Source organism: Bradyrhizobium sp. USDA 4541, assembly GCF_024171085.1.
Lineage (GTDB): Bacteria > Pseudomonadota > Alphaproteobacteria > Rhizobiales > Xanthobacteraceae > Bradyrhizobium > Bradyrhizobium australafricanum.
On sequence record NZ_JALJZF010000001.1, the window covers coordinates 1,721,494 to 1,747,113 of the forward strand.

Sequence of the window (25,620 nt, forward strand, 5' to 3'; positions counted from 1 at the left end):
CGGCATTCGCCGAAATCGAATGTGAGAACGCGGAGACGGAGAGGTCCGATGAACAGACGCGAATTCACCAAGGCAATGCTGGCCTGCGGTGCAGCCATCCCGTTCGGCATCACGCGGGCGGCGGGCCAGACCCGCGGTGGGACGCTCAACACCATCATCCAGCCCGAGCCACCGGTCCTGGTGACCGCGCTGAACCAGCAGCAGCCGACCTTGACGCTCGGCGGCAAGATTTACGAAGGCCTGCTGAAATACGGCGCCGATCTCAAGCCGATGCCCGGCATGGCGCAGTCCTGGGAGATTTCGCCCGACGGCCTGACCTATACGTTCAAGCTGTTTCCCGGCATCACCTTCCACGACGGCAAGCCGATGACCTCGGAGGACGTGGTCTTCAGCTGCATGAAGCTGCTGGTGGAGACGCATCCGCGCGCACGGCAAAACTTCGCCCGCGTGGCGACGGCGGAAGCGCCCGATCCGCTCACCGTCGTGTTCAAATTGAAGCAGCCGTTCGCGCCCTTCATCGGCTGCTTCGATTGCACGTCTGCACCGATCGTACCCAAGCACATCTATGACGGCACCGACTACCGCAAGAACCCGGAGAACGACAAGGCGATCGGCACCGGCCCCTTCAAGCTGAAGGAGTGGGTGCGCGGCTCGCACGTTCATCTCGTCCGCCACGACGGCTACTATCAGAAGGACCAGCCCTATCTCGACGAGATCGTCTATCGCGTGATTCCGGATGCGGCCTCGCGCGCGCTGGCGCTCGAGAACGGCACGGTGCAGCTCGTGCAATGGTCCGACGTCGAATTCTACGACGTCCAGCGCTTCAAGGCGCAGAAGAATCTCGAATTCACCACCAGGGGCTACGAGTATTTCGCGCCGCATCAGTGGCTCGAGATGAACAACCGCATCGCGCCGATGAACGACAAGCGGTTCCGGCAGGCGGTGATGCACCTGATCGATCGCGAGGCGTTCAGCAAGCGGGTCTATTTCGGTAATGCCAAGGTGGCGACCGGACCGATCTCGTCGAAGACGCGGTTCTACGATCCGAACGTGAAGCGCTACGAGTTTTCGGTCGACAAGGCCAAGGCCCTGCTCGACGACATGGGACTGAAGCCTGGCGCCAACGGCAAGCGCGCCGAGATCAAGTATATCGTGCCGCCCTATGGCGAGTCCTATCAGCGGGCCGGCGAATTCTTCCGCCAGAGCTTCGCGCGGGTCGGCATTGATCTCGTGCTTGTCGGCACCGACATGGCCGGATGGGCCGAGAAGGTCGGCAACTGGGATTATGAGATGACCCAGAATCTGCTCTACCAGCTCGGCGATCCCGCGCTGGGCGTCGCCCGCACCTATATTTCGTCGAACATCAAGAAGGGCATCCTGTTCTCCAACACGCAAGGCTATTCGAATACCGAAGTCGACAAACTGTTCGACGAGGCCGCGGTGACGCTCGATGAAGCCAAGCGCCAGGAGCTCTACAGCAAGGTGCAGCAGATCCTGGTCGAGGATGTGCCGGTGGCCTGGACGCTCGAGATCGAATATCCCATCATCTACGACAAGGCGTTCAAGAACATCGTGACGACGGGCATCGGCTCGCACGAAACCTTCGGGTCGGTCTACAAATCGTGACCCGGCTCGGCAGCGCCGCGACGATCGGGCTTCAGGCGGTCAGCCGCATCGCCCAACTCGTCGCCGTGATCCTCGTCATCGCGACGTTCAATTTCGTGCTGGTGCGCGCCGCGCCCGGCGATCCGGCCCAGGTCATGGCCGGGCAATCCGGCGCGTCCGATCCAAAACTGCTCGACGACCTGCGCAAGGAGTATGGCCTCGACAAGCCGTATTTCGTGCAGCTCGTGAGCCACCTCGGCCGCGTCATCAGGCTCGACCTCGGCTATTCCTATCGCCAGCGTCGTCCGGTCGTTGATCTGATCCTCGAACGGCTGCCGGCGACGCTGCTGCTGTCCGTCACGGCGTTTTGCCTCGCGCTCCTGATCGGCACCGCGCTCGGCGCGCTGGCCGGGCTCGCGGCCGGCAGCGTGCTCGACACGGTGTTCACCGTGCTCTCGCTCGTGCTCTACGCGACGCCGGTGTTCTGGCTCGGCCTGATGCTGGTGCTGGTGTTCTCGGTGACGCTCGGCTGGTTGCCGCCGTTCGGTTACGAGACCATCAACGTCCAGCTCTCGCCGGTCGAGCATGCGCTCGACATCATGAAACACATGATCATGCCGGTCACGTCGCTGGCGGCGATCTATCTGGCGATCTATGCGCGGCTGATGCGATCCTCGATCATCGAGGTCGCGCAGCAGGATTTCATCAAGACCGCGCGCGCCAAGGGCTTGTCCGGAACGCGCATCGTGGTCGGCCACATGCTGCGCAATGCGCTGGTGCCGGTCGTCACCGTCGCCGGCATGCAGGCCGGCGCGCTGGTCGGCGGCGCTGTGGTGATCGAGACGGTGTTTGCCTGGCCGGGCCTTGGCCGCTTGACCTTCGAGGCACTGTTGCAGCGCGACTATCCGGTCCTGCTCGGCATCTTCCTGATCCTCTCGATCGTCGTGATCGCGCTCAACCTGCTCACCGACCTGGTCTACCGGTTGATTGATCCCCGCATGACCACGGGAGCGGCGTGATGGACACGGTGCGCGCCTTCCTGCGTCATCCGAGCGGAATGATCGGCCTCGTCCTGCTGCTCGTCGTTGTTGTCGTCGCGATCGTTGCGCCGATCGCGTTTCCGGTCTCGCCCTGGGAGATGGTCGGCGCGCCGTTCACGCCGCCCGGCGAGGACGGATTATGGCTCGGCGGCGATACGCTCGGCCGCGACGTCGCCGCCGGCGTCGCCTATGGCGCACGCGTGTCGCTCCTGATCGGCATCGCCTCAGCGCTCGCGGCGATGGCGATCGGCGTCGTGATCGGCGCGATCTCAGGCTATTTCGGCGGCAAGGTCGATCTGGTGCTGATGCGGATGACGGAATTGTTCCAGACCATTCCAGCCTTCGTGCTGGCCATCCTGCTGGTCGCGACCTTCAATCCGTCGCTGCTCACGATCATCCTGACCATCGGCGCGGTGAGCTGGCCGCCGCTGGCGCGGCTCACGCGCGCCGAATTCCTCCGTCTGCGGCACCGCGAATTCGTCGAGGCCGCGCTGTGCCAGGGCGAACGCACCTGGCGCATCGTGCTCGGCCATATCCTGCCGAACGCGATCTCGCCGATCCTGGTGGTGACGTCGCTGACGGTTGCCACTGCGATCCTGCTGGAAAGCGCGCTGTCCTTCATGGGGCTCGGCGATCCCAATCTGATGTCGTGGGGCTTCATGATCGGCGCGGGCCGCACCGTGATCCGGAACGCGTGGTGGATGAGCGTGTTTCCCGGCCTCGCCATCCTCGTCACCGTGCTGGCGATCAACCTGTTCGGCGAGGGACTGTCTGATGTCCTCAACCCGCGCGTCTCGAGGCGCCGCTCATGAGCGAAGCCATGCAGTCCGGTGCGCCTGTTCTTGCCGTCGATGGTCTCTCGATCGCGCTCCCCAAGGGCGGTGATCGGCCCTTCGCGGTCGAGAACGTCTCCTTTGAGATCAAGCCAAACGAAGTGGTTTGCCTGGTCGGCGAGTCCGGCTCCGGCAAGTCGATGATCGCGCATGCGGTGCTGTCGCTGTTGCCGCGGGGCGTCGACATCGCGTCCGGCGCCGTGGCGGTCGCAGGGCAGGATCCGTCGAAGCTCGACGGCCGCGCTCTCCGCAAGCTGCGCGGCGGCAACGCCGCGATGATCTTTCAGGAGCCGTTGTCTTCGCTCAATCCGCTGAAGCGCGTCGGCAGGCAGATCGAGGAGATGATCCTGGCGCACCAGCGGCCTGCGCCCTCGGCGACCGAACTCCGCGAGCGGGTGCTGACGCTGCTGACCCAGGTCGGACTGCCGAATCCGCAGCTGCTGGAAAAGAGCTACCCGTTTGAGCTTTCCGGTGGCCAGCGCCAGCGCGTGATGATCGCGATGGCGATGGCCAACCGCCCCGCGCTCCTGATCGCAGACGAGCCGACCACCGCGCTCGATGTCACGACCCAGCGCCAGATCCTGCGCCTGATCGACGATCTCCGGCGCGAGCGCGGCATGGGCGTGCTGCTGATCACCCATGATTTCGGCGTTGTCGCCGACGTTGCCGATCGCGTCGTGGTGCTGCGCCATGGCAAGGTGGTCGAGCAGGGCACGGCCAGCGAGGTGCTTCGCAATCCGCAGGCCGCCTACACGCGCGAACTGATCGACGCGGTTCCGAAGGCGCGCCTCGCCGACATCCACGAGGCCATCCTGCGTCCCGAGCCGCTGCTCGAGGTCATCGGCCTGCAAAAGACCTTTCGGGTCAAGCGCGGCTGGCTGCAGCCGCCACGCGAGGTGATCGCCGCTGATGGCGTCTCGCTGACGCTGCACGAGGGCGAGACGCTTGCGGTGGTCGGTGAATCCGGTTCCGGCAAGTCGACGCTCGGGCGCATGATCATGCGGCTCACCGAACCTGATGCCGGCGCCATCCGCTTTGGCGGCGCGGATCTCCGGCAGCTGCGCGGTGAGGCGTTGCGCCAGGCGCGGCGCCGGCTCCAGATCGTGTTCCAGGATCCGTTTGCCAGTCTCGATCCGCGCCAGAAGGTCGGCGATGCCATCGCGCGCGGGCCGATGGCCTATGGGACGTCGCGGACCGAGGCGATGGCGCAGGCGAACAAGCTCCTGGTGCGGGTCGGCCTGTCGGGGACCGCCGCCGATCGCTACCCGCACGAATTCTCGGGCGGCCAGCGCCAGCGCATCTGCATCGCGCGGGCGCTGGCGCTGAAGCCGCGGGTTCTGATCGCCGACGAGGCGGTGTCGGCGCTGGACGTCTCGGTGCAGGCCCAGGTGCTGGCGCTGCTCGCCGAGTTGCGCCAGGAGATGCGGCTTGCGATGATCTTCATCACGCACGATTTGCGGATCGCCGCCGAGATCGCCGACCGCGTCATCGTCCTGCAGAAGGGGCGTATCGTCGAGGAAGGCACCACCGCCGAAGTGTTCACCACGCCGCGCCAGGCCTACACTCGCGATCTGCTCGACGCGATTCCCGGGCGCGATTTCTTCGACCAGCCGGGCTTTGCGACCGCGGCCGTTACACGCCCCACAGCAAGGATCAATTCATGACCGACAGCCGTTCAGTCCCCCTTCCGGCCGGCGCGCGCGAGCGCATCGAGGCGGCTGTCGACGCCGCCTTCGAGCAGCAGATCGCGACCACGATCGCCTTCTCGTCGATTCCCAGCACGCGCGGCCAGGAAGGTCCGTGCCAGGACATGTTCGCGAAGTTGCTGCGCGAGCGCGGCTACGAGGTCGACGACTGGGTCATCAATCAGGACGAGCTGAAGACGCTGCCCGGCTACGGGCCGGTCGAGACCGATTTCTCCCGCGCGCGGACCGTCGTCGGCACCTATCGGCCGGCGCGCGAGGAGGGGCGTTCGCTGATCCTTCAGGGGCATTGCGACGTGGTGCCGGTCGGGCCGCTCGACATGTGGGAGCGGCCGCCGTTCCAGCCGGTGGTCCAGGACGGCTGGCTCTATGGCCGCGGCACCGGCGACATGAAGTCGGGCACCATTGCCGCGCTCTACGCGCTCGATGCGGTGAAGGCCGCGGGCTTTGCGCCGAAGGGCCGCATCCATCTGCAATCCGTGATCGAGGAGGAGAGCACCGGTCTCGGCGCGCTCTCGACGTTGCAGCGAGGTTACCGTGCCGATGCCTGCCTGCTGCCGGAGCCGACCGAGGAACGGCTGATGCGAGCCCAGGTCGGCGTGATCTGGTTTCGCCTGAAGGTTCGCGGAATCCCGGTCCATGTCGCGCGCGCCGGCACCGGCTCCAATGCCATCCGTGCCGCCTATCATCTGATCGGCCATCTCGACGCGCTCGAGGCGGAGTGGAACGAACGTGCCAAGTCGCATCGCCATTTCGGCGCGGTGCATCACCCGCTCAACTTCAATCCCGGCATCATCAAGGGCGGCGATTGGGCCTCCAGCGTGCCGGCGTGGTGCGACGTCGATTGCCGGATCGGAATCCTGCCGGGATGGAAAATCGCCGACTGCCAGGCCGAGATCGTCGAGTGCGTGACCAAGGCTGCCAGGGCCCATCCGTTCCTCGCCAACAATCCGCCAGAGATCGTCTGGTCCGGCTTCCTGTCGCCGGGCTATGAAGCGACCGAGGTGCAGGAGAGCGAGGCGGTCCTCGGCTCGGTCTACGAGCATGTGTTCGGGCGCAAGCTGACGGATTTTCCCTCGACCGCGCTGACGGATGCGCGCTTCTATGGCCTGGATTATGGTGTTCCCGCATTCTGCTTCGGCGCCAGGATGGAGAACGCGCACGGCTTCAATGAACGGGTCCAGCTCGATTCGCTGAAGAAGGTGACCAAGGCCTACGCCCTCTTCGTCGCGAGCTGGTGCGGGATCGACGCGGTATAGAGCATGATCCGGAAAAGTGCGAAGCGGTGTTCCCTCGCGACAAACGCGGAGCGCTTGCGCGGAGATCATGCTCAACGAATTGAGACAAACCAAACGGGAGGTTCGCTATGGGTGACCAGAGTGCGGGCGGCAAGCCGCCGGTCAAATCGCACGAGGATCTTCGTGCGCATTTCGGGCAATTGAGCCCGCTCGCCGAGAAAAAGGTGCTCTATCATCTCGACAAGTTCTGCCGCGACTTCATCGCGCTGTCGCCGTTCCTCGTCATCGCTTCCAGCGACGGCAAGGGTCATGCCGACGCCAGCCCGCGCGGCGATGCGCCGGGCTTCGTCTCCGTGCTCGACGACAAGACGCTGCTGATCCCGGATCGGCGCGGCAACAACCGGGTCGATACGTTCGGCAATATCATCGCGTCGCCCGGGATCGGGCTGATCTTCATGGTGCCCGGCATCAACGAAACGCTGCGCGTCAACGGGCGGGCCGAAATCTCGCAGGAGGCGGATCTGTTGACGCCGCTGACGGTGCAGAACGTCACGCCGATCATCGGGCTCAAGGTGCATGTCGATGAGACCTACTTCCACTGCGGCAAGGCACTGATGCGCTCGAAGCTCTGGAATCCCGCCGCGCAAGTCGAGCGCCACAGCTTTCCGACGCTCGGCCGGATCATCGCCGAGCAGACCGCCGCGATCGAGGTCGAAGTCGCCGAGAAGGCGATGGAAGAGGCCTATCGGACGCGGCTGTATTAGAGCGGGATGCGACTTGATTAGAGCGGCCTGTCCGCGCATTCGATTCGCCTCTCCCGCTCGCGGGGGAGGCCGACGCGCGTAGCGCGGCGGGTGGGGCTCTCTCCACAATACGATTCGTGGTGAAATCCTAATCCTCCTCCGCAAGCGCAGGGCAATCGCATATGGCTATTGGCCATGACGACGTGGAAACGTTGCTTACAGCATCGCATGAATGCCATATGCCCGGGGGGGCGTGCGTCTGCGTGATTTCGGAGTATTAGAAAAGTATCCGTGAGTTGCCCGACGTGTCAAGTAGCCTGGTCAAACGACGGCCACTGCCGGCTACTTTGCATGGGGTTGTTTTCGATATTTTGGCAACGCGCCTCTCCCCTCCCGCGAGTGACCCTTAAGCGGGAGCGGGAGCGCAGCATTTTCGTAGCGCTGCTGAACCCCATCATGATCTAGTCGCGCCACGGGTCACTGAGCGGCCTCAGCTCATTCCGCGGCGGGCGAGATCATGTTCGGCGGGCCGGGCGGGCGCTTGGTGTCGTCGGACTGGTGCTCGTTCGGGGTCAGCTCGTGGTCGGCATGCGAGACCACGAGCCGCTTGCCGAAGCGCCAGATCAGGCCGCCGATATCATCCATCACCATGAACATCGCCGGCACGAACACCAGCGACAGCGCGGTCGAGAAGATCAGGCCGCCGATCACTGCGAGCGCCATCGGCGAGCGGAATTCGCCGCCCGCGCCGAACGCCAGCGCTGACGGCATCATGCCGGCGGCCATCGCGATCGTGGTCATCACGATCGGGCGGGCGCGCTTCATGCCGGCGTCGATCATGGCTTCCTCGCGCGCCTTGCCGTCGCGGATCGCCTCCACCGCGAACTCCACCAGCATGATGGCGTTCTTGGTGACGATGCCCATCAGCATCAGGATGCCGATCCACACCGGCGTGGTGAGCTGCTTGCCGGTCAACAGCAGTGCGCCGATCGCGCCGCCGATCGAGAGCGGCAGCGAGAACAGGATGGTGATCGGCTGCAGGAAGGTGCCGAACAGCAGCACCAGCACGGCATAGACCATCATCAGGCCGGCGGTGATCGCGGTGGCGAAACCGTCGGACAGCTCGGCGAGGCTCTCGGCGTCGCCGGACGGGCTGACCCGCACGCCCTTCGGCAGGGTCTTCATGACCGGCAGGTCGTAGATCAGCTTGGTGGCGTCGCCGAGCGCGGCATTGCCGACAAGGTCGGCGGCGACGGTGGCCTGCCGCTCGCGGTCGTAGCGGTTGATGCTGGTTGGGCCCTGGTCGAGCTGGATGTCGGCGACGACGGAGAGCGGCACGCCGCCGCGCTCGCCCCGCTGGCCGAGCGGCACCCGCAGCTGCTCCAGCATCTGCAGGTCGCTGCGCGCATTGTCCTCGAGCTGGACGCGGATCGGCACCTGGCGGTCGCCGGCGTCGAACTTCGCCAGCGCCGGGCCGACGTCGCCGATGGTGGCGACGCGAATGGTCTGCGACAGGCTTTCGGTCGAGACGCCGAGCCGCGCCGCGAGCTCGGCGCGCGGACGGATGCGCAGCTCGGGCCGGTCGAGCGCGGTCTCCGAGATCACGTTGGCGATGATCGGAATCCGCTTCATCTGCGTCGCGAGTTCGCTGGCGACGTTGTTGACGATGTTGCTGTCGGTACCGGTGACGACCAGCGAAATCGCGCGCAGGCCGTTCTCGTCGAGGAACCAGAACCTGATGTCGGGAACGTTATCGAGCTCCTTGCCGATCGACAGTTCGAGCTCGCGCTGGGTGATCTTGCGGTCGGCCTTCGGCGTGTAGTTGATGATCAGCGCGGCGCGGCGGACCTCCTGCAGGCCCGGCGGCACCCGGCCGCCATCGACGAACACGCTCCGTACCTCAGGCCGCTTGCGTAGCCGCGCCACGATCTCCTCGGTGACCTTCTCGGTGTAGGCGAGCTGCGAGCCGGGCGGTAGCTCCATCGCGAGCAGCGAGCGCGCGGTGTCCTGCGCCGGCAGGAAGCCCTGCGGCAGCAGCGTGATGCTCCAGATCGACGCGGCGAAGATCGCAAAGCCGATCAGCACGGTGACGAAGTAATGCTTCACCGACCAGGTGACGAGGCTGTGATAGCCGCGCAGGATCGGGCCGGGCGGTGGATCGTCGTGGTCATGATGCTTGAGGAAATAGGCGGCCAGCATTGGCGTCACGAAGCGCGCGGCGAGCAGCGAGAAGAACACCTGCACTGACACGGTGATGCCGAACTGCTTGAAGAACTGCCCGGCAATGCCGGACATGAAGCTCGCCGGCGCGAAGATCGCGATGATCGTGAGCGAGATCGCGATCACCGCAAGGCCGATCTCGTCGGCGGCTTCCAGAGCGGCACGATAGGGCGTCTTGCCCATCCGCATGTGGCGGACGATGTTCTCGATCTCGACGATGGCATCGTCGACCAGAATGCCGGTCGAAAGCGTGATGGCGAGGAACGAAACGAGGTTGAGCGAGAAGCCGAGCAGGTCCATCGCCCAGAACGCCGGGAAGATCGACAGCGGCAGCGAGACCGCTGCGATAATCGTGGCGCGCATGTCGCGCAGGAACAGCAGCACGATGATGACGGCGAGGATCGCGCCCTCGAACAGGGTCGAGATCGCGGCCTCGTAATTGCCTTTGGTGAACTCGACCGAGGTGTCGATCAGCTTCAGGTCGACATCGGGATAGGCCACCTTCAGCGCGTCGATCCGCTTCTGCACCGCGGCCGCGACGACGACGTCGCTGGCGCCCTTGGAGCGCTTGATACCGAGCGCGACCACCGGCTCGCCGTTGAAGCGGGCGAAGGTGCGCCGGTCGGCGATGGTGTCGGTGACGGTGCCGAGATCGTCGAGCCGGATCTCGCCGCCGCCGAACAGCGGGATCATGGTGCCGGCGAGCTCGTTCAGCGTCTTGGCGCCGGCCAGCGTGCGGATCGCCTGGTCGTTCTTGCCGATCTCGGCGCGGCCGCCGGCGACGTCGACATTGGTGCCGCGCAGGATCTGGCTGACATTGACCGCGGTCAGTCCCACCGCCTGCAGCTTGTCGGGATCGAGCGAGACCAGGATCTCGCGCTCGACACCGCCGATGCGCTCGACCTGGGCGACGCCGCGCACGCCCTGCAGGGCGCGCTTGACCACGTCGTCGACGAAATAGGACAGCTGCTCCGGCGTCTTGCCGGGCGAGATCGCGGCATAGGTCACGATCGGCAGGCCGATCACGTCGACCCGCTGGATCAACGGCTCGGTGACATTCTGCGGCAGGTTGGCGCGCACGCGCGTCACCGCATCCTTGACGTCGTTGAGCGCGCGGTCGGTGTTGGTCTCCAGCGCGAATTGGATCGTGGTCACCGACAGGCCGTCGGTGATCGAGGAGGAGATGTGGCGCACGCCCTCGACGCCGGAGACGCCGTCCTCGATGGTCTTGGTGACCTGCGATTCAAGTTCCGACGGCGCGGCGCCGAATTGCGAGACCGCGACCGAGATCACCGGAATGTCGGCGCTCGGCAGCCGCGTCACCGCGAGCTTGGTGAAGGAGACCCAGCCCAGCACGAGCAGGATGATCGAGAAGACGATCGAGGGAAGCGGGTTCCGGATCGACCATGCCGAGATGTTCAAAGCCATTAGCGTGCCCGAATTACCGTGATCGCGTGCGATCGAGTTCGTCGGCGAACATGGTCTTGATCTGGTCGCCGTCATGCAGCGAGGTGCCAGCGTCGGCCACGACGATTTCGCCGACGTCGAGGCCTTCAAGGATTTCGGTCGAGGTGTCGGAGGTCAGCCCGACGCGCACCCTGCGGGTCTCGACGGTGTTGCCCTTCACGACCTGCAGGGTCAGGCGGTCGATCGCGGTACGCGGCACCGCGACGCCGCAGGAGCGCTTGGCGTCGATATTGGCACGCGCGAACATGCCGACCTTCAGCGTCGGATTGTTGTTGATGGTGATGCGGACATGCCCGAGCTGGGTGGTGCGGTCGATCTGCGGCGAGATCTGGCGGACCTTGCCGACCATGTCGGGCGCATCGTCGCGGCTGATCCGCACATTGGCGCCGGGATTGAGCTTCAGGAGCTGAAAGCCCGGCACTTCGGCGTCGAGCTCGATCTCGTTGTTGATGGAGATCTTGAACATCGGAGGAGCCTGCGGCGAGGCCGGCGCGCCGGGCGCGGTGCGCACTTCGGTGACGAGGCCGGCCGCCGGCGCCCGCAGCACAAGCGGCTTGGCATTGGCCTGTGCGGCCTGCTGCGGCGGCGGGGTCAGCCGCGCCAGTTCCTGGTTCTCGGTGACCGTGTCACCCTCGCGGACCAGCACGTCGGTGACCTTGGAGCCGTCCTGGTCGACATTCACCTGCGCCTCGCGGCGCGGCACGATGAAGCCGGTGACGCGGACCATGTCGGAGAAGCAGGCATTGGTCGACTTCGTCACCACGACCAGCGCCTGGCCCGGCGTCTCCTTCTCCTCCGGATGGGAGCGGTGCTCGAACGCGTAATAGGCGATCGCGAGGGCGAGGAAGAACACCGTGCCGAGCGCAGGCTTGAGGTATTGGGAAAAATTCATCGCCTGATCAATCCGGAGCTTGGCGCGTCATCGGTGTTGGTCGAAGTCTCATCATGCTCGCTATCGTATTGCCTGGGCATTCGGAAGGCCGGTGCCATTGTTCCGGATCATGCCCTGACGTCATGTGAGGCGGGTCACCTGTGGGCCGCGTTGGGGCTCGGCCCAACAGCATTGGCCCTAAAGCAAATGCGCCCCGCCGGGGTGCGGGACGCATTGTAGCCTCAAAAAGGGGCCACGCCACCGCCCATCACTTGGCGGCGGTGGCCTTGTTTTCCACGTTCACGACCTGCACGCGCCGGTTCACCTCCGCCATCGGATGGTTCGGGTCCTTCAGCTTGCTCTTGCCATAGCCGACGGTGACGAGATCGGTGCCGTTGATGCCATATTTGTCGACGAGATAGCGCTTGATGGCGTCGGCGCGGCGCTCCGAAAGCCCCTGATTGTAGTCCTCGCCACCGGCGGCGTCGGTGTGGCCGGCGACCACGAAGGTCGAGCCCTTCAGGTCCTGATTGGTCAACGCGCGGCCGAGCGCCTGCACCGACGGCAGCGACTTCGCGCTGATGTCGGCGGAGTTGTAGTCGAAGTTGATCTCGAGATCGATCTTCGGCTTGTCCTGGACGATGGTCGCGATTTCCTCGCGTTCCGCCGAGGACAGCGAGCGGGTGGCGCGGCCGCGGACGCTCTGCACGAATTTGGCCTGGTCGGCGTTCAGCTCCGGCGAGGTGGTCTGCGGTCCGGCCGAAAGGCCGCGGGTCAGCGGCTTCTTGTCGGGCGTCAGCGCTCTGATGATCTGGTCCTCGGTGACATCGTCACCGGCGCGGGCGGCTGCCAGGCAAAACGACAGCGCGGCGCCAACGGTCATGATTGAAACGATCGCGGCCTTTGCCGACGGCTTGAACATTTCGGTCCCTCTTGCGCAAGCTGGCGCGGTTCCAACGACTATCCAGATTGATTGCCGGCATCGCCGCCCGGCTCGCACCCTCTGATTAGTCGCGCAATTCCGTCAGCGGTTCGAGCCGCAGGCAGACCTTCGTCCATTGTCACTGCACGCCGTAGTCGGCGAATTCCTTGACGATGTTCGGGTCCATCGCCTTGGCGTTGGCGATGTCGAGATCGCCCTCCGCGACCGCGCCGTTGCGCTGCTTGGCGAGCCCGCGCCCATAGAGCGACGAGGTCAGCCGCGGGTTGATCTTCAGCGCGGCGTCGAAATCGGCGATCGCGTTCTTGTTCTGCCCGCCCTTCAGGTTCATCAGCCCGCGGCTGTCGAGCGCATCGACGAAGTTCGGGCGCAGCCGCAGCGCCTCGTTGCAGTCCTTCAGCGCCGCCTGCAGGTCGCCGATCACGGTGCGGACCCAGCAGCGGTTGTTATAGGCCTCGACATCCTTCGGGTTCAGCCGCAGCGAATTGGTGAAGTCCTTCACCGCGAGGTCGTAGGCCCCCTTGCTGGCATAGACCTGGCCGCGGCGATACAGCGCCGCTGCGTCGTCGGGATTCTTGTCCAGCTTTTCGCTCAGGCTCTTGATCGTCGGATCATCGGCGAGCACGGGCGAATTGCTCGGCGCCGGCGTGGGCTGGATCACCACCGGCGGCGGAGCGGCGGGCGGCGGCAGGGCGATCTCGGGCGCCTTGGGCTGGGGTGGCGGTGCAGTCGGCGCTGCCGCAACCGGAGGCGTCGGCGGCGCCGGTGATGGTGTCGGCACTGTTGCCGCAGGTGGCGTCGGGGTTGCCGCAGGCGGTGTCGGCGTTGCGGCGGGCGGAGCCGGCGGAGGCGCGACCGGCGGTGCCGTTGCCACCTCGGGTGACGGCGACGCGGCGGGTGCCGGCGCGGCGTTCGACGGCCCGCCTGCGCCGGCCGGAATGAACGAGAAATCCTCGGCCAGTGACGACGAGATCCACGGCACCTGCTCCTGCCGCGAGGCGCGGGTGACGCCGACGCGGGTGCGGTTCAGCGTTTCCTCGGCCATCAGGTCGGGGGTGCGGATCTCCTTCAGGAGTTCCCGCACGAACAGGCTGTGGTCGTTGCCATTGTCGGAGACGACGGACGACAGCGCGGCCGAATACATCACCAATGTACCGTTCGGCGCGATCACCGGGGCGAGCCCTGCCGAAAAGCTGCGGAAGCGCCGCTCGAACGGGTTGCGCCGCGAGGCGTCGATCAAGGCGATCTTCACCCCGGCGCCACGGCTGTTGATTTCCCCGAGCACGGTCTCGAGGCTGAAGCCGTCGCGGCGTACGTCCGCCTCGGCCCAGATCTGCGCATCGATCGGGATCATGTAGCTCTGCCGGTTCGACTGGATGCCGTAACCGGAGAAGAAGATCAGGGCGACCGAGCCCGGCTTGATCTTGCCGTAGAGCCGGTCGAACGCGCGGCGCATGCCGTCGCCGGTCAGGTTCTCCCCGACCTCGACGGTAAAGCCGTCGCGCTTCAGCTCGTCGGCGACGTCACGGGCGTCGTTGACCGGCTCCTTCAGCGGTGCGTCGGCGTCGGGATATTTGGCGTTGCCGATCACCAGCGCGAAACGGTCGCCGGCGGCAAAGGACAAAGTGGGCGCCGCGATTGAAAAAATCAGCGTGGCGAGCAAGGCAAGGCGGATTTTCATAATCGCAGCAAATCCAGATCGCGGCATTCCAGTGAAATGGCGCCGCTTCCAGCCTGCGCCTCGGGAACCTTACTCTAGCGAAAATCCATTATCAAACCACGGCCAAGCCCCCGTCAACGGCTTGCGGCAGCATCGTTTATCGCGGTGATACCAGCCAGACCGCAGTGCAGCAGCATGCGGTCATGGCGGCCATCGTCATCCGGCACGGTGCTGGTTCCTGCGGGCCGATAACGTGCCTGCACTCACGAAGGCTGTCGCCACCCTGTCATGCGCTCGTCGCACGCCGCACGGTTTGACCTTTGCGCGAGGCGATGGCTTTGTGTTCGGGACGGCAAGCCATTCAAAGACAAGCCGTTCAAACAGGCCTTGCAAACAAGAGCGAAACCGATGGGAAACGCCTACGAGATCTACGCCCTGCGCTATGCGACGATGTCGCCGCGCACGCCCCACCTCAACTTCCTGGTGCCCGATCCGCACGATACCACCGCGCAGGACCTGGATTATTTCGTCTGGGTGGTGCGTGGCCATGGCCGCGACATCCTGGTCGACACCGGCTTCAACGCCGAGGAGGCTAAGGCGCGCGCCCGCAAGCTGACGCTCAACCCGGTCGACGCGCTGGCCGGCTTCGGCGTCAGTGCCGACAGCATCAAGGATGTCGTCGTCACTCACCTTCATTACGACCACGCCGGCAATCTGGATCGCTTTCCGAACGCCAAATTCCATCTGCAGGAACGCGAGATGAGCTACGCGACCGGCCGCTGCATGTGCAACGGCATGCTGCGCCATCCGTTCTCCATCGAGCACGTCACGCAGATGGTGCGCCACGTCTATGGCGAGCGCGTCACCTTCCACTCCGGCGACGGCGAGATCGCACCCGGCGTCACCGTGCATCGCGTCGGCGGCCATTCCGACGGCCTGCAAGTGGTGCGCATCGAGACCGCGCGCGGGCCGGTCGTGCTGGCGTCCGATGCCGCGCATTATTATGCGAACCTGCACAAGCGCAGCCCGTTCCCGATCGTCTACAATGTCGGCGACATGGCGCAGGGCTGGGAGACCGTCGAGCGGCTCGCCGGTCATCCGGACCGTTTCATTCCCGGTCACGATCCGATCGTCAGCGAGATCTATCCGCGCGCCAGCGACAAGGTCGACGCGTTCGCGCTGCATCTGGCGCCGTCGCGATCGTTCGCGAAATAGCCTCGCCGGTTGGGCGAGGCACGTCTGCAGCACGTCAAGAAACGTCAAAAGAAGCGATATGACTGACACCAAGACGACTGACACCAAGACTCTCGGGTTCATCGGCCTCGGCGTGATGGGTGAGCCGATTTGCCGCAACCTGGTCAAGAAGAGCGGCAAGCGCGTTGTCGTGTTCGACCTCTCGGCCGAACCGCTGCAGCGGTTGCGCGCCGACGGTGCCGAGGTTGCCGCGTCGGTCGCCGACGTCATCAAGCAGAGCGATGTGCTGTTCCTCTGCTTGCCGAGCGCCAGGCACGTGCGCGCGGTGTTCGAAGGCGACGGCATCTTGAAGAACACGAGAAGCGGCCAGATCGTGGTCGATCTCGGCACGTCTTCAGTCAGCCAGACCCGCGATTTCGCCGCGCAGTTGCAGGCCAAGGGCGCGGCGTGGGTCGACGCACCGATCGCGCGCACGCGGCAGGCGGCGCAGGACGGCACGCTCAGCGTGATGGTCGGCGCGGTGCCCGCGCTTTATGCCGCGATCGAGCCCTTGATCCGCTGCTTCGCCACCGATGTCACCAATTGCGGTGACGTCGGCGCCGGGCAGGTGACCAAGATCCTCAACAACATGGTGCTGTTCGAGACCGTGAACGCGCTGGCCGAGGCTGTCGCGGTGGCGAAGCATAACGGCGTCGATCCGAAGCTGCTGCTGGAAACCTTGTCGAAGGGCTCGGCCGACAGCTTTGCGCTGCGCAACCATGGCATGAAGGCGATCGTGCCCGGCGTGTTTCCCGAGCGCGCATTCTCGACCGAATATGCGCTGAAGGATCTGTCCTACGCGCTGGAGCTCGCCGCCGATGCGGGCATCAAGATCCGCGGCGCGGAGCTGATCGGCACGGTGCTTCAGGAAGCGATCGACAAGGGATCGAAGGACAATTATTTTCCGGTGATCGCGACACATATCGACAGGGCGTAACGGCACCGTCATTGCGAGGAGCGTAGCGACGAAGCAATCCATCGTCCCGCATGCTCGGATGCATGGATTGCTTCGCTTCGCTCGCAATGACGGTGGAAGGAGCCGCACAAGATTCCATCACCGTCACCCCCGCGCAAAGGCTTCGCCTTTGTCGCTGGAGGAGCGCGCTCTTGCGCGCGTCTCGAAGGGTCGACGGCCACCAGCCGGGCCGTGCATCCTTCGAGACGCGCTGCGCGCTCCTCAGGATGACGGGTTGAGTGAGCCTAATACACGTCCTTGGCGTCGGCCTCTTCGCTGGTCTGCACCAGTTCGAGGCTGTTCTCGACCTTGCCGAGCAAGCGGCCGAGGTCGCGGCGTTCCTGTGCGGAGAGGCAGGACAAGATCTCCTGTTCCTTGCGCAGCAGGCGCGGGATCAGTTCCTCGTAGAGCGCCTGGCCCGTTTTGGTCAGTCGCAGGCGGAATTCGCGGCGGTCGTCGGCGTTCTCGACGCGCTCGACGATCTCGCGCTCCATCAGCGCCGACACCGCGCGGCTGATGGTGGATTTATGGGTGCGCGTGCAGTGCGCGATGTACTGCGCGCTGCAGGGATCGCTGCGGAAGCCGAGCGTTGCGAGCACGCGCCACGCCGGAATGTCGAGGCCGTAGCGCGCCTGATATTCGCTCGACAGCGCCGAGGACACCTCGGCCGCCAGCCGGTTCAGGCGGAACGGCATGAAATGGAAGAGATCGAGGCGCTTCTTGGTCGGCGCGATAGTGTCGCGCAGCTCCGCTTCCACGGCACTGCGCGGCCGGGCTGGAGGCTGGCTTGCAGAGGTCCGTGCCAAAAATCCCTCCAATTTGAGTTGACGGCAGCCCCGACTGGGGGTTTAAGATAGTTGCAAGTGAGACTAATTTAGCAAGGTCGCGGCCGGCTCGCAAGGTCCCGGTCGCACGCCGGTCACACAGAACCGCAGCCAGAGGCCGCGGCGCAAGGGAAACATCCAGGGTCACGCAATGGCACACGCCAACACGGCACAGGCCAAAACCCAGTTCGGCTATCGCCGTCATCCCGACCAGGAGCGCTCGGGCGCCAATGTCGCGGAGCATCCCGTCGTCGTGGTCGGCGCCGGGCCGGTGGGATTGTCGCTCGCGATCGATCTCGCGCAGCGCGGCCAGCGCGTGGTGCTGCTCGACGATGCCGACCGGATCGGCGAAGGCTCGCGCGCGATCTGCTTCTCGAAGCGCTCGCTTGAGTTCTGGGATCGCCTCGGCGTCGGCGACCGCATGGTCGAGAAAGGCGTGGTGTGGAGCGTCGGCAAGATCTTCCACGGCGCCTCGCAGCTCTACCAGTTCAATTTGCTTCCCGAGGAAGGCCACAAGCGGCCCGCCTTCATCAACCTGCAGCAGTTCTACGCCGAGGCCTATCTGGTCGACCGGGTCGGGCAACTGCCTGAAATCGACCTGCGCTGGCGCAACAAGGTGATCGCGCTGGAGAGCCGCAACGATGGCGTTGCGCTGACCATCGCAACCCCTGACGGCTCCTACCAGGTGCACGCGACCTTCGTGGTCGCCTGCGATGGTGCTCGTTCCTCGCTGCGGCAGATGGTCGGCGCGGAGTTCGCGGGCCAGGTGTTCGAGGACCAGTTCCTGATCGCCGACGTCAAGATGACGGCGGCGTTCCCGACCGAGCGCTGGTTCTGGTTCGATCCGCCGTTCCATGCCGGACGCTCGGCGCTGCTGCACAAGCAGCCGGACGACATCTGGCGGATCGATCTGCAGCTCAACCCGGATGCCGATCCGGTGGCCGAGAAGCAGCCCGAGAATGTCCGGCCGCGGATCGAGCGCATGCTCGGCCATGACAAGTTCGAGTTCGAATGGATCTCGCTCTACAAGTTCCAGTGTCGCCGGATGGCCAAGTTCATCCACGGCCGGGTGATCTTTGCCGGGGATTCCGCCCATCAGGTCTCGCCGTTCGGCGCGCGCGGCGCCAATTCCGGGCTCGAGGACGCCGAGAATTTGGCGTGGAAGCTCGACCGCGTGCTGCGCCGGCTGTCGCCGGAGGGCTTGCTGGAGAGCTATCACATCGAGCGCAGCGCGGCTGCGGACGAGAACATCCGCGAGTCGACCCGCTCGACCGACTTCATGGCGCCGGTGACACGGCAGGAGGCGCGGCTGCGCCAGGCGGTGCTGTCGCTCGCCAAGGATACCGAGTTCGGCAAGCGCATGGTCAATGGCGGGCGGCTGTCGGTGCCGTCGGTCTACGATACGCCGCTGTCGAGCGGCGATCGCGATGATTGGCGCGGCGGCCCGCGGCCCGGCGCCTCGATGCCGGATGCTCCGGTGACGGAGCAGGGCGGAGGTTCCACCTATCTGACCGATGTTTTCATCAGACAGGGAACGCGCTTCACGCTGCTGGAGTTTGGCAATGGCGCGGCTGCCGATGTGCCCGATGGCGTCGGCAGCATCCGAGTCGGCGGCGAGGATGGGCTGGTCGACGCGCAGGGCCTTGCCGGCAAGCGCTACGATGCCGAGCCCGGCACCGCCTATCTGCTGCGGCCGGACGGCTATGTCGCGGCACGCTTCCGCAACGCGGCGCGGCCGGCACTTGATGCGGCGCTGGCGCGCGCAGCCGGCCTGAACTGAGGAGCAGTCATGGCGCTGTCGACCGGTTCGAATTTCGCAAAGCCCGACGACGCCTTCCGCGCCATCGTCGAGGCCCATCGCGGCCTCACCGAGGCGCAGAGCGCCGATCTCGATGCTGCGCTGGTTCTGGTGCTCGCCAACCATATCGGTGATCTCGACGTGCTGCGCGAGGCGATCGCGCTGGCGAAGCGGCGGATGCTGGACGCCAGCCAGCAGCAACAACAGCAACAGCAATAGTTACGAGCTGAATCAGGATGGATCTTTATCAAGTCGCGCAGCAGCCTCCGCCTCACCTCGCCCCGCTTGCGAGGAGAGGTCGGAACGCATCGTCAGATGCGGTCCGGGTGAGGGGGAGCTTCCGCAGACACATCTGTCGCCGTGTATGCGGAGACAGCCCCTCACCCCAACCCTCTCCCCGTAAGAACGGGGAGAGGGGGCGAATGCTCTTGAACGGACAGGATTGAACTGATGGCCAAAGGTTTCGCATCGACCACGGATCTTTCGGAGAAGAAGGTCACCTTCTCCGAGATCGGCACCGACCTCTATGCCTTCACCGCCGAGGGCGATCCCAACACCGCCGTGATCGTCGGCGACGACGGCTGTCTGGTGTTCGACGCGCAGGCGACGCCGGCGATGGCGAACAAGGTGATCGAGCGGGTCAAGACCGTCACCGACAAGCCGATCAAATATGTCGTGCTGTCGCACTATCATGCGGTGCGCGTGCTCGGCGCCTCCGCCTATCACGCGCAAGGCATCGTCGCCTCGCAGGAGACCTATCGCCTGATCGAGGAGCGCGGCCAGCAGGATTGGGATTCCGAATATGGCCGCTTCCCGCGCCTGTTCCAGGATGCGGCAAGCATTCCCGGCCTGACCTGGCCGACGCTGACCTTCGAAGGCGAGATGTCGATCTATCTCGGCAAGCGCGAGGTGCGGCTGATGCAGCTCGGCGCCGGCCATACCTCGGGCGACATCGTCGCCTGGGTGCCGGATGCCGAGGTGATGTTCTCCGGCGATCTGATCGAATATCACTCGGCGTGCTATTGTGGCGATGCGCATTTGCGCGAATGGCCGACGACCTTGAACGAGATCCGCGCCTTCAATCCGAAGGCGATCGCGCCGGGCCGCGGCGATGCGCTGAAGGGGCTCGCCACCGGGCGCGATGCGATCGCGATGACCCGCGATTTCGTCACCACGCTCTACGGCGCTGCCGAATCGTCGGTCGCCAAGGGCCGCAGCCTGAAGGAATCGATGGCGGCGACGCGCGAGGTGATGGATCCGAAGTTCTCGAAGTTTGCGATCTACGAGCACTGCCTGCCGTTCAACGTTTCGCGCGCCTATGACGAGGCGTCGGGGATCGACGATCCCGTGATCTGGACCGACAAGCGCGACCAGGAAATGTGGGCCGCCCTGCAAGGAGGATAGCGATGAACATCAATACCTCGCCTGATCAGATCGTCCGCAGCTCAGGGCAAGTCACCCCGGGCTACATGTCCGGCTTCGGCAACAGCTTTGAGACCGAGGCCTTGCCCGGCGCGCTGCCGATGGGGCGCAATTCGCCGCAGCGCTGCGCCTATGGGCTTTATGCCGAGCAATTGTCCGGCTCGCCGTTCACGGCGCCACGCGGCACCAACGAGCGCTCGTGGCTCTATCGCATCCGCCCGTCGGTGCGGCACTCCGGCCGCTTCGCCAAGGCAGATAGCGGGCTGTGGCGCACCGCGCCGTGCCACGAATACGACATGCCGATCGCACAGTTGCGCTGGGACCCCGCGCCGATCCCGAAGGAGGACATGACCTTCCTGCAGGGCGTGCAGACCATGACCACGGCGGGTGATGCCAACACCCAGGCCGGCATGGCCGCACACATCTATCTCATCACCAAATCGATGGTCGATCAGCATTTCTACAATGCCGATGGCGAGATGATGTTCGTGCTGCAGCAGGGCAATCTGCGTTTCGTCACCGAGTTCGGCCGGATCGATGCCGAGCCGGGCGAGATCGTGGTGATCCCGCGCGGCGTCAAATTCCGCGTCGAAATTCCCGGCGGCCCGGCGCGCGGCTATCTCTGCGAGAATTACGGCGGCGCGTTCACGCTGCCGGAGCGCGGCCCGATCGGCGCCAACTGCCTCGCCAATTCACGCGACTTCCTGACGCCGGTCGCGAGCTACGAGGACAAGGACACCCCGACCGAGCTCTACGTCAAATGGGGCGGCTCGCTGTTCAAGACCACGCTGCCGCATTCGCCGATCGACGTGGTCGCCTGGCACGGCAATTACGCGCCCTACAAATACGATCTGCGTACCTTCTCGCCGGTCGGCGCGATCGCCTTCGATCATCCCGATCCCTCGATCTTCACGGTGCTGACCTCGCCGTCGGAGACCGCGGGCACCGCGAATATCGACTTCGTGATCTTCCCGGAGCGCTGGATGGTGGCCGACAACACCTTCCGTCCGCCGTGGTACCACATGAACATCATGTCGGAGTTCATGGGGCTGATCTACGGCGTCTACGACGCCAAGCCGCAGGGCTTTGTGCCGGGCGGCATCAGTTTGCACAATTGCATGTTGCCGCACGGTCCCGACCGCGAAGCCTTCGAGCACGCCAGCAACAGCGAGCTGAAGCCGGTCAAGCTGACCGGCACGATGGCCTTCATGTTCGAGACCCGGTTCCCGCAGCGCGTGACCGAACATGCGGCGAAATCGTCGACGCTGCAGGACGATTACTCGGATTGCTGGAAGGGCTTGGAGAAGAAGTTCGACCCGAACAAGCCGTGAGTTTGTGTCCCTCGTCATCGCCGGGCTTGACCCGGCGATCCATCGCGCTTTCCGAAGATGGATGCCCGGGTCAAGCCCGGGCATGACAGCTTCTTGATTGGAGGAATCAGTGACCCACCCCAACGACCCAAAGCTCCGCTCCTTCATCGACGTCGCCCCGACCTCCGACTTCCCGATCCAGAACCTGCCCTATGGTGTGTTCTCGTCGAAGGATGGCCTTGCGCCGCGCGTCGGTGTTGCGATCGGCGATTATGTGCTCGACCTGTGGGAGCTCGAGCAGGACTCGCGGCTCGATGTCGGGCCGCTCGGCGTGTTCTCGCAGCCGTCGCTCAACGCCTTCATGGCGCTCGGGCCGAAAGTGTGGTCGGCGACGCGGGCGCGGATCAGCGAGCTGCTCCGCTCGGATCATCCGGAGCTGCGCGACAACAGGGAACTGCGGGCGCGGGCGCTGGTGCCGATGGCCGACGTCAGGCTGCACATGCCGTTCGCGGTCTCCGGCTACACCGATTTCTACTCGTCGAAGGAGCACGCCACCAATGTCGGCGTCATGTTCCGCGGCAAGGACAATGCGCTGCAGCCGAACTGGCTGCATATGCCGATCGGCTACAACGGCCGCGCCTCGACGGTGGTCGTGTCGGGCAGCAAAGTGCGCCGCCCCCGCGGCCAGCTGAAGCCGCCGACCGCTGAGGTGCCGAGCTTCGGCGCCTGCAAGCGGCTCGACTTCGAGCTCGAGATGGGCGTGGTCGTCGGCCAGGCCTCGCCGATGGGCGAGATGCTGACGGAGAAGCAGGCCGAGGAGATGATCTTCGGCTTCGTCATCCTCAACGACTGGAGCGCGCGCGACATCCAGCAGTGGGAGTATGTGCCGCTCGGCCCGTTCCAGGCCAAGGCGTTCGCGACCTCGATCAGCCCGTGGGTGGTGACGCGCGAGGCGCTCGAGCCGTTCCGCATGCAGGGCCCGGCGCAGCAGCCGGAGCCGCTGGCGTATCTCAAGCAGACCCAGCCGAACAATTACGACATGCAGCTCGACGTCGCGCTGCGCGCCGGTGCAATGAACGAGGCGAAGACAATCTGCAGCACCAACTTCAAATACATGTACTGGTCGTCGGTGCAGCAGCTCGTGCACCATGCCTCGAGCGGCTGCGCGATGAATGTCGGCGATCTCCTCGGCAGCGGCACGATCTCCGGCCCCGAGAAGCACCAGCGCGGCAGTCTCCTGGAAATCAGCTGGAACGGCACCGAGCCGGTCGAACTTGCCAGCGGCGTGACGCGGTCGTTCCTGGAGGACGGCGATTCGCTCGTGATGCGCGGCTGGTGCCAGGGCGACGGCTATCGCGTCGGCTTCGGCGAGGTCGAAGGCACGATCGTCGCGACGGAGTAGGTCGCGTTGTCATTCCGGGGCGATGCGTAGCATCGAGCCCGGAATCTCGAGATTCCGGGTATGGTCCTTCGGACCATCCCGGAATGACGGGTGGGCCAGCTACCGTTCCTCGGGCCTGACATCCCTCAAGCGCGCCGTATTCGCCGCGACGTCCTCGAGGCTGTATTTCAAATGCACCCGCTTGTCCGACGGCGGCTGGTTGACCGTGCAGACACCCGGCCGCCACGGCTTGGCCGGGCGGATCGGCCGCGGCGCAAAGCCGCCGCCGCAGTTCGGGCAGACATTGCCGAGCCTGGTCTCGGCGCAATCCGCACAGAACGTGCATTCATAGGAGCAGATCCGCGCGTCGGTGGCGCTGGGTGGCAGGTCCTTGTCGCAATATTCGCAGTTCGGTCGCAGCTGCAGCGCCATGGTTCGTCTCTCTTGCCGTTGCCGGAATGATCGCAAGTGGTGCCGCAAAAGCGAATGGCGGATTTCCCTCGATTCGAGCCATCACGCCTGTAGCGACTTCAGCGGCAGCCTGGTGCTCTCCTTCAGGCGGTCGAGCACGATCGAGGAGCGCACATGGGCCACGCTCTGGTGCGGCATCAGCACGTTGTTGACGATGTCGGACAGGCTCTTGAGGTCGCGCAGCATCACCTTGAGCACGTAGTCGGCATCCCCGGTCAGCGCATAGGCCTCCTGGATATCGTCGACCCGGTTGACCAACTCGCGAAACCGCTTGGCGTTGTCGGGCGAGTGGGTCGCCAGCGTGATGTGGATGAAGGCGATCAGGCCGAAGCCGAGCGCCTCGCCGGCGAGCTCGGCATGGTAGCCGGCGATGACCTTCTCCTCCTCCAGCCGCATCCGCCGCCGCGAACATTGCGATGCCGACAGCCCGACGAGGTCGGCCAGCTGCTGGTTGGTCAGCCGGCCGTCGTCCTGCAGGGCGGCGAGCATTTTCAGGTCGAAGGCGTCCACTTCAGGCATGCGTCAAGTGTCCATTTCGTGCACGGATCGTGCGCAAGGCTAGCAAAATGGGACCGATTTTGCACGCACGTTGTGCAGCAAATGACGGAAACTGATCCCCAGACAAGTCAGGGAGTTGCCGCCATGGGTCCGTTTCCGCACGATGCGCCGCCGGCCGAAATCAGCACTGAGAACCCGATGGGCACCGACGGCTTCGAGTTCGTCGAATATGCCCATCCGAATCCGGCGGAGCTGCACGCGCTTTTCAAGCTGATGGGCTTCGTCGCGGTCGCCCGCCACCGGACCAAGCAGATCACGGTCTATCGCCAGGGCGACATCAACTATCTCGTCAATGAGGAGCCGGGCAGCCACGGCTTCAACTTCGTCGCCGCGCACGGTCCCTGCGCGCCGTCGATGGCATTCCGCGTCGTCGACGCCAAGCAAGCCTATGAACGCGCGCTCGCGCTCGGCGCGGAGCCGGCGGATGTCGCGCCCGCGGCGAAGACGCTCGATGTGCCCGCGATCAAGGGCATCGGCGGCAGCCTGCTTTATTTCGTCGACCGCTACGGCGCCAAGGGTTCGGCCTATGATGCCGAGTTCGAGTGGCTCGGGGCCGTCAACCCGCGCCCGGCCGGGTCGGGGCTTTATTACATCGATCACCTCACCCATAACGTCCATCGCGGCCGGATGGATGTCTGGACCGGCTTCTATGCAAAACTGTTCAACTTCCGTCAGATCCGTTTCTTCGACATCGAGGGCCGCGCATCCGGCCTGTTCTCCCGTGCGCTGACCAGTCCGGACGGCAAGATCCGGATTCCGATCAACGAGGACGCCGGCGATTCCGGTCAGATCGAGGAATATCTCAACGTCTACCGCGGCGAGGGCATCCAGCACATCGCCTGCGGCGCGCGCGATATCCACGCGACGGTCGAGAGGTTGCGCGCCGACGGCCTGCCGTTCATGCCGTCGCCGCCCGATACCTATTTCGAGCGGATCGACGCCCGCCTGCCCAAGCATGGCGAGGACGTCGCCCGGCTCAGGACCAACGGCATCCTGATCGACGGCGAGGGCGTGGTCGACGGCGGCCAGACCAAGGTGTTGCTGCAGATCTTCTCGGCCAACGCGATCGGGCCGATCTTCTTCGAGTTCATCCAGCGCAAGGGCGACGACGGCTTCGGCGAAGGCAACTTCAAGGCGCTGTTCGAATCGATCGAGGAAGACCAGATCCGCCGCGGCGTGCTGAAGGTCGATCACGCGGCGTGAGCCATGGCGCGCCGCGCCAGCGCACAGCAAAGGGTGTCGTCCCGGCCTCGTGCGCAATTGCGCACGGGAGCCGGGACCCATACCGCGGAATCTATCGCGTGTGCCGGGTAGTAGTCCCGCGGAAAAAGCCGCGCGCCACAACCGC

At 65.1% G+C, this 25,620-nt stretch carries 21 protein-coding genes; 14 read left to right on the forward strand and 7 right to left on the reverse strand.

What is annotated here, in order from left to right; genetic code table 11:
• The first annotated feature begins 48 nt into the window (after window positions 1-48).
• The 6 genes from J2R80_RS08115 to J2R80_RS08140 all read left to right on the forward strand — a co-directional run bounded on the left by J2R80_RS08115 (window position 49) and on the right by J2R80_RS08140 (window position 7,183).
• Complete coding sequence (locus J2R80_RS08115) at window positions 49-1,626, forward strand: ABC transporter substrate-binding protein (RefSeq protein WP_057021097.1); 1,578 nt, start codon at window positions 49-51, stop codon at window positions 1,624-1,626.
• Window positions 1,623-2,624 (forward strand): ABC transporter permease, encoded by a 1,002-nt coding sequence (locus tag J2R80_RS08120; protein WP_057021098.1) that lies wholly within the window; start codon window positions 1,623-1,625, stop codon window positions 2,622-2,624. Before J2R80_RS08115 ends, J2R80_RS08120 begins: the two co-directional genes overlap by 4 nt.
• On the forward strand, window positions 2,624-3,457 hold the full coding sequence (locus J2R80_RS08125) for an ABC transporter permease (protein ID WP_057021099.1): 834 nt from the start codon (window positions 2,624-2,626) through the stop codon (window positions 3,455-3,457). Before J2R80_RS08120 ends, J2R80_RS08125 begins: the two co-directional genes overlap by 1 nt.
• Window positions 3,454-5,142: an ABC transporter ATP-binding protein gene (locus tag J2R80_RS08130; protein ID WP_253638346.1), complete on the forward strand. Its 1,689-nt coding sequence runs from the start codon at window positions 3,454-3,456 to the stop codon at window positions 5,140-5,142. Before J2R80_RS08125 ends, J2R80_RS08130 begins: the two co-directional genes overlap by 4 nt.
• The gene (locus J2R80_RS08135; protein WP_253638347.1) at window positions 5,139-6,440 is read left to right on the forward strand and encodes an ArgE/DapE family deacylase; all 1,302 of its coding nucleotides are present in this window, start codon (window positions 5,139-5,141) and stop codon (window positions 6,438-6,440) included. The genes J2R80_RS08130 and J2R80_RS08135 overlap by 4 nt, the downstream gene beginning before the upstream one ends.
• Before the next feature lie 107 nt (window positions 6,441-6,547).
• Window positions 6,548-7,183 (forward strand): pyridoxamine 5'-phosphate oxidase family protein, encoded by a 636-nt coding sequence (locus J2R80_RS08140; RefSeq protein WP_076834761.1) that lies wholly within the window; start codon window positions 6,548-6,550, stop codon window positions 7,181-7,183.
• A 474-nt stretch (window positions 7,184-7,657) separates the two neighbouring features.
• Here J2R80_RS08140 and J2R80_RS08145 read toward each other — a convergent pair whose 3' ends face one another.
• From J2R80_RS08145 to J2R80_RS08160, 4 genes are all read right to left on the reverse strand, one after another.
• The gene (locus J2R80_RS08145) at window positions 7,658-10,810 is read right to left on the reverse strand and encodes an efflux RND transporter permease subunit (protein WP_253588560.1); all 3,153 of its coding nucleotides are present in this window, start codon (window positions 10,808-10,810) and stop codon (window positions 7,658-7,660) included.
• Between the two features lie 13 nt (window positions 10,811-10,823).
• Window positions 10,824-11,741, reverse strand: a complete 918-nt coding sequence (locus J2R80_RS08150; RefSeq protein ID WP_028335192.1) for an efflux RND transporter periplasmic adaptor subunit — start codon at window positions 11,739-11,741, stop codon at window positions 10,824-10,826.
• A 247-nt stretch (window positions 11,742-11,988) separates the two neighbouring features.
• On the reverse strand, window positions 11,989-12,642 hold the full coding sequence (locus J2R80_RS08155; RefSeq protein WP_253638348.1) for an OmpA family protein: 654 nt from the start codon (window positions 12,640-12,642) through the stop codon (window positions 11,989-11,991).
• Window positions 12,643-12,781: 139 nt separating this feature from the next.
• Window positions 12,782-14,341, reverse strand: a complete 1,560-nt coding sequence (locus tag J2R80_RS08160) for a caspase family protein (RefSeq protein ID WP_253638349.1) — start codon at window positions 14,339-14,341, stop codon at window positions 12,782-12,784.
• Between the two features lie 387 nt (window positions 14,342-14,728).
• On the opposite strand from J2R80_RS08160, the gene J2R80_RS08165 reads away from it, so the two are divergent.
• Together J2R80_RS08165 and J2R80_RS08170 are read left to right on the forward strand one after the other, a co-directional pair.
• Entirely contained in the window at window positions 14,729-15,535 is an 807-nt protein-coding gene (locus J2R80_RS08165; RefSeq protein ID WP_253638350.1) for an N-acyl homoserine lactonase family protein, read from the forward strand.
• Window positions 15,504-16,490, forward strand: coding sequence for an NAD(P)-dependent oxidoreductase (locus J2R80_RS08170; RefSeq protein ID WP_309143801.1), 987 nt, complete (start codon window positions 15,504-15,506; stop codon window positions 16,488-16,490). The genes J2R80_RS08165 and J2R80_RS08170 overlap by 32 nt, the downstream gene beginning before the upstream one ends.
• Window positions 16,491-16,753: 263 nt before the next feature.
• On the opposite strand, the gene J2R80_RS08175 is transcribed toward J2R80_RS08170, so the two are convergent.
• On the reverse strand, window positions 16,754-17,314 hold the full coding sequence (locus tag J2R80_RS08175; RefSeq protein WP_375162564.1) for a MarR family winged helix-turn-helix transcriptional regulator: 561 nt from the start codon (window positions 17,312-17,314) through the stop codon (window positions 16,754-16,756).
• A 169-nt stretch (window positions 17,315-17,483) separates the two neighbouring features.
• On the opposite strand from J2R80_RS08175, the gene J2R80_RS08180 reads away from it, so the two are divergent.
• The 5 genes from J2R80_RS08180 (at window position 17,484) to fahA (ending at window position 23,264) form a co-directional block, all read left to right on the forward strand.
• Window positions 17,484-19,112 (forward strand): FAD-dependent oxidoreductase, encoded by a 1,629-nt coding sequence (locus tag J2R80_RS08180; protein ID WP_253638351.1) that lies wholly within the window; start codon window positions 17,484-17,486, stop codon window positions 19,110-19,112.
• A 9-nt stretch (window positions 19,113-19,121) separates the two neighbouring features.
• Window positions 19,122-19,349 (forward strand): DUF2783 domain-containing protein, encoded by a 228-nt coding sequence (locus tag J2R80_RS08185; protein WP_225643236.1) that lies wholly within the window; start codon window positions 19,122-19,124, stop codon window positions 19,347-19,349.
• A 231-nt stretch (window positions 19,350-19,580) separates the two neighbouring features.
• The gene (locus tag J2R80_RS08190) at window positions 19,581-20,534 is read left to right on the forward strand and encodes an MBL fold metallo-hydrolase (protein ID WP_057021112.1); all 954 of its coding nucleotides are present in this window, start codon (window positions 19,581-19,583) and stop codon (window positions 20,532-20,534) included.
• A 2-nt stretch (window positions 20,535-20,536) separates the two neighbouring features.
• Window positions 20,537-21,883, forward strand: a complete 1,347-nt coding sequence (hmgA, locus tag J2R80_RS08195; protein ID WP_057021113.1) for a homogentisate 1,2-dioxygenase — start codon at window positions 20,537-20,539, stop codon at window positions 21,881-21,883.
• Window positions 21,884-21,992: 109 nt separating this feature from the next.
• Window positions 21,993-23,264, forward strand: coding sequence for a fumarylacetoacetase (fahA, locus tag J2R80_RS08200; protein ID WP_076834776.1), 1,272 nt, complete (start codon window positions 21,993-21,995; stop codon window positions 23,262-23,264).
• Between the two features lie 99 nt (window positions 23,265-23,363).
• Here the strand turns inward: fahA and J2R80_RS08205 are convergent, their stop codons facing one another.
• Both J2R80_RS08205 and J2R80_RS08210 read right to left on the reverse strand, forming a co-directional pair.
• On the reverse strand, window positions 23,364-23,675 hold the full coding sequence (locus tag J2R80_RS08205) for a DUF1272 domain-containing protein (RefSeq protein ID WP_028335203.1): 312 nt from the start codon (window positions 23,673-23,675) through the stop codon (window positions 23,364-23,366).
• Between the two features lie 81 nt (window positions 23,676-23,756).
• Window positions 23,757-24,233 carry an Lrp/AsnC family transcriptional regulator gene (locus tag J2R80_RS08210; protein ID WP_038385738.1) on the reverse strand — a complete coding sequence of 159 codons (477 nt, stop codon included), beginning with the start codon at window positions 24,231-24,233 and terminating at the stop codon, window positions 23,757-23,759.
• Between the two features lie 123 nt (window positions 24,234-24,356).
• Between J2R80_RS08210 and hppD the strand changes: the two genes are divergently transcribed.
• Window positions 24,357-25,475: a 4-hydroxyphenylpyruvate dioxygenase gene (gene hppD / locus J2R80_RS08215; protein ID WP_076834778.1), complete on the forward strand. Its 1,119-nt coding sequence runs from the start codon at window positions 24,357-24,359 to the stop codon at window positions 25,473-25,475.
• The last annotated feature ends 145 nt before the right edge of the window (window positions 25,476-25,620 follow it).

Excerpts from the sequence above, each read along its gene's own strand:
- J2R80_RS08115 (WP_057021097.1), top strand. The coding sequence starts at position 49 with ATGAACAGACGCGAATTCACCAAGGCAATGCTGGCCTGCGGTGCAGCC.
- J2R80_RS08125 (WP_057021099.1), top strand. The coding sequence starts at position 2,624 with ATGGACACGGTGCGCGCCTTCCTGCGTCATCCGAGCGGAATGATCGGC.
- J2R80_RS08130 (WP_253638346.1), top strand. The coding sequence starts at position 3,454 with ATGAGCGAAGCCATGCAGTCCGGTGCGCCTGTTCTTGCCGTCGATGGT.
- J2R80_RS08135 (WP_253638347.1), top strand. The coding sequence starts at position 5,139 with ATGACCGACAGCCGTTCAGTCCCCCTTCCGGCCGGCGCGCGCGAGCGC.
- J2R80_RS08140 (WP_076834761.1), top strand. The coding sequence starts at position 6,548 with ATGGGTGACCAGAGTGCGGGCGGCAAGCCGCCGGTCAAATCGCACGAG.
- J2R80_RS08145 (WP_253588560.1), bottom strand. The coding sequence starts at position 10,810 with ATGGCTTTGAACATCTCGGCATGGTCGATCCGGAACCCGCTTCCCTCG.
- J2R80_RS08150 (WP_028335192.1), bottom strand. The coding sequence starts at position 11,741 with ATGAATTTTTCCCAATACCTCAAGCCTGCGCTCGGCACGGTGTTCTTC.
- J2R80_RS08155 (WP_253638348.1), bottom strand. The coding sequence starts at position 12,642 with ATGTTCAAGCCGTCGGCAAAGGCCGCGATCGTTTCAATCATGACCGTT.
- J2R80_RS08160 (WP_253638349.1), bottom strand. The coding sequence starts at position 14,341 with ATGAAAATCCGCCTTGCCTTGCTCGCCACGCTGATTTTTTCAATCGCG.
- J2R80_RS08165 (WP_253638350.1), top strand. The coding sequence starts at position 14,729 with ATGGGAAACGCCTACGAGATCTACGCCCTGCGCTATGCGACGATGTCG.
- J2R80_RS08180 (WP_253638351.1), top strand. The coding sequence starts at position 17,484 with ATGGCACACGCCAACACGGCACAGGCCAAAACCCAGTTCGGCTATCGC.
- J2R80_RS08185 (WP_225643236.1), top strand. The coding sequence starts at position 19,122 with ATGGCGCTGTCGACCGGTTCGAATTTCGCAAAGCCCGACGACGCCTTC.
- J2R80_RS08190 (WP_057021112.1), top strand. The coding sequence starts at position 19,581 with ATGGCCAAAGGTTTCGCATCGACCACGGATCTTTCGGAGAAGAAGGTC.
- hmgA (WP_057021113.1), top strand. The coding sequence starts at position 20,537 with ATGAACATCAATACCTCGCCTGATCAGATCGTCCGCAGCTCAGGGCAA.
- J2R80_RS08205 (WP_028335203.1), bottom strand. The coding sequence starts at position 23,675 with ATGGCGCTGCAGCTGCGACCGAACTGCGAATATTGCGACAAGGACCTG.
- J2R80_RS08210 (WP_038385738.1), bottom strand. The coding sequence starts at position 24,233 with ATGCCTGAAGTGGACGCCTTCGACCTGAAAATGCTCGCCGCCCTGCAG.
- hppD (WP_076834778.1), top strand. The coding sequence starts at position 24,357 with ATGGGTCCGTTTCCGCACGATGCGCCGCCGGCCGAAATCAGCACTGAG.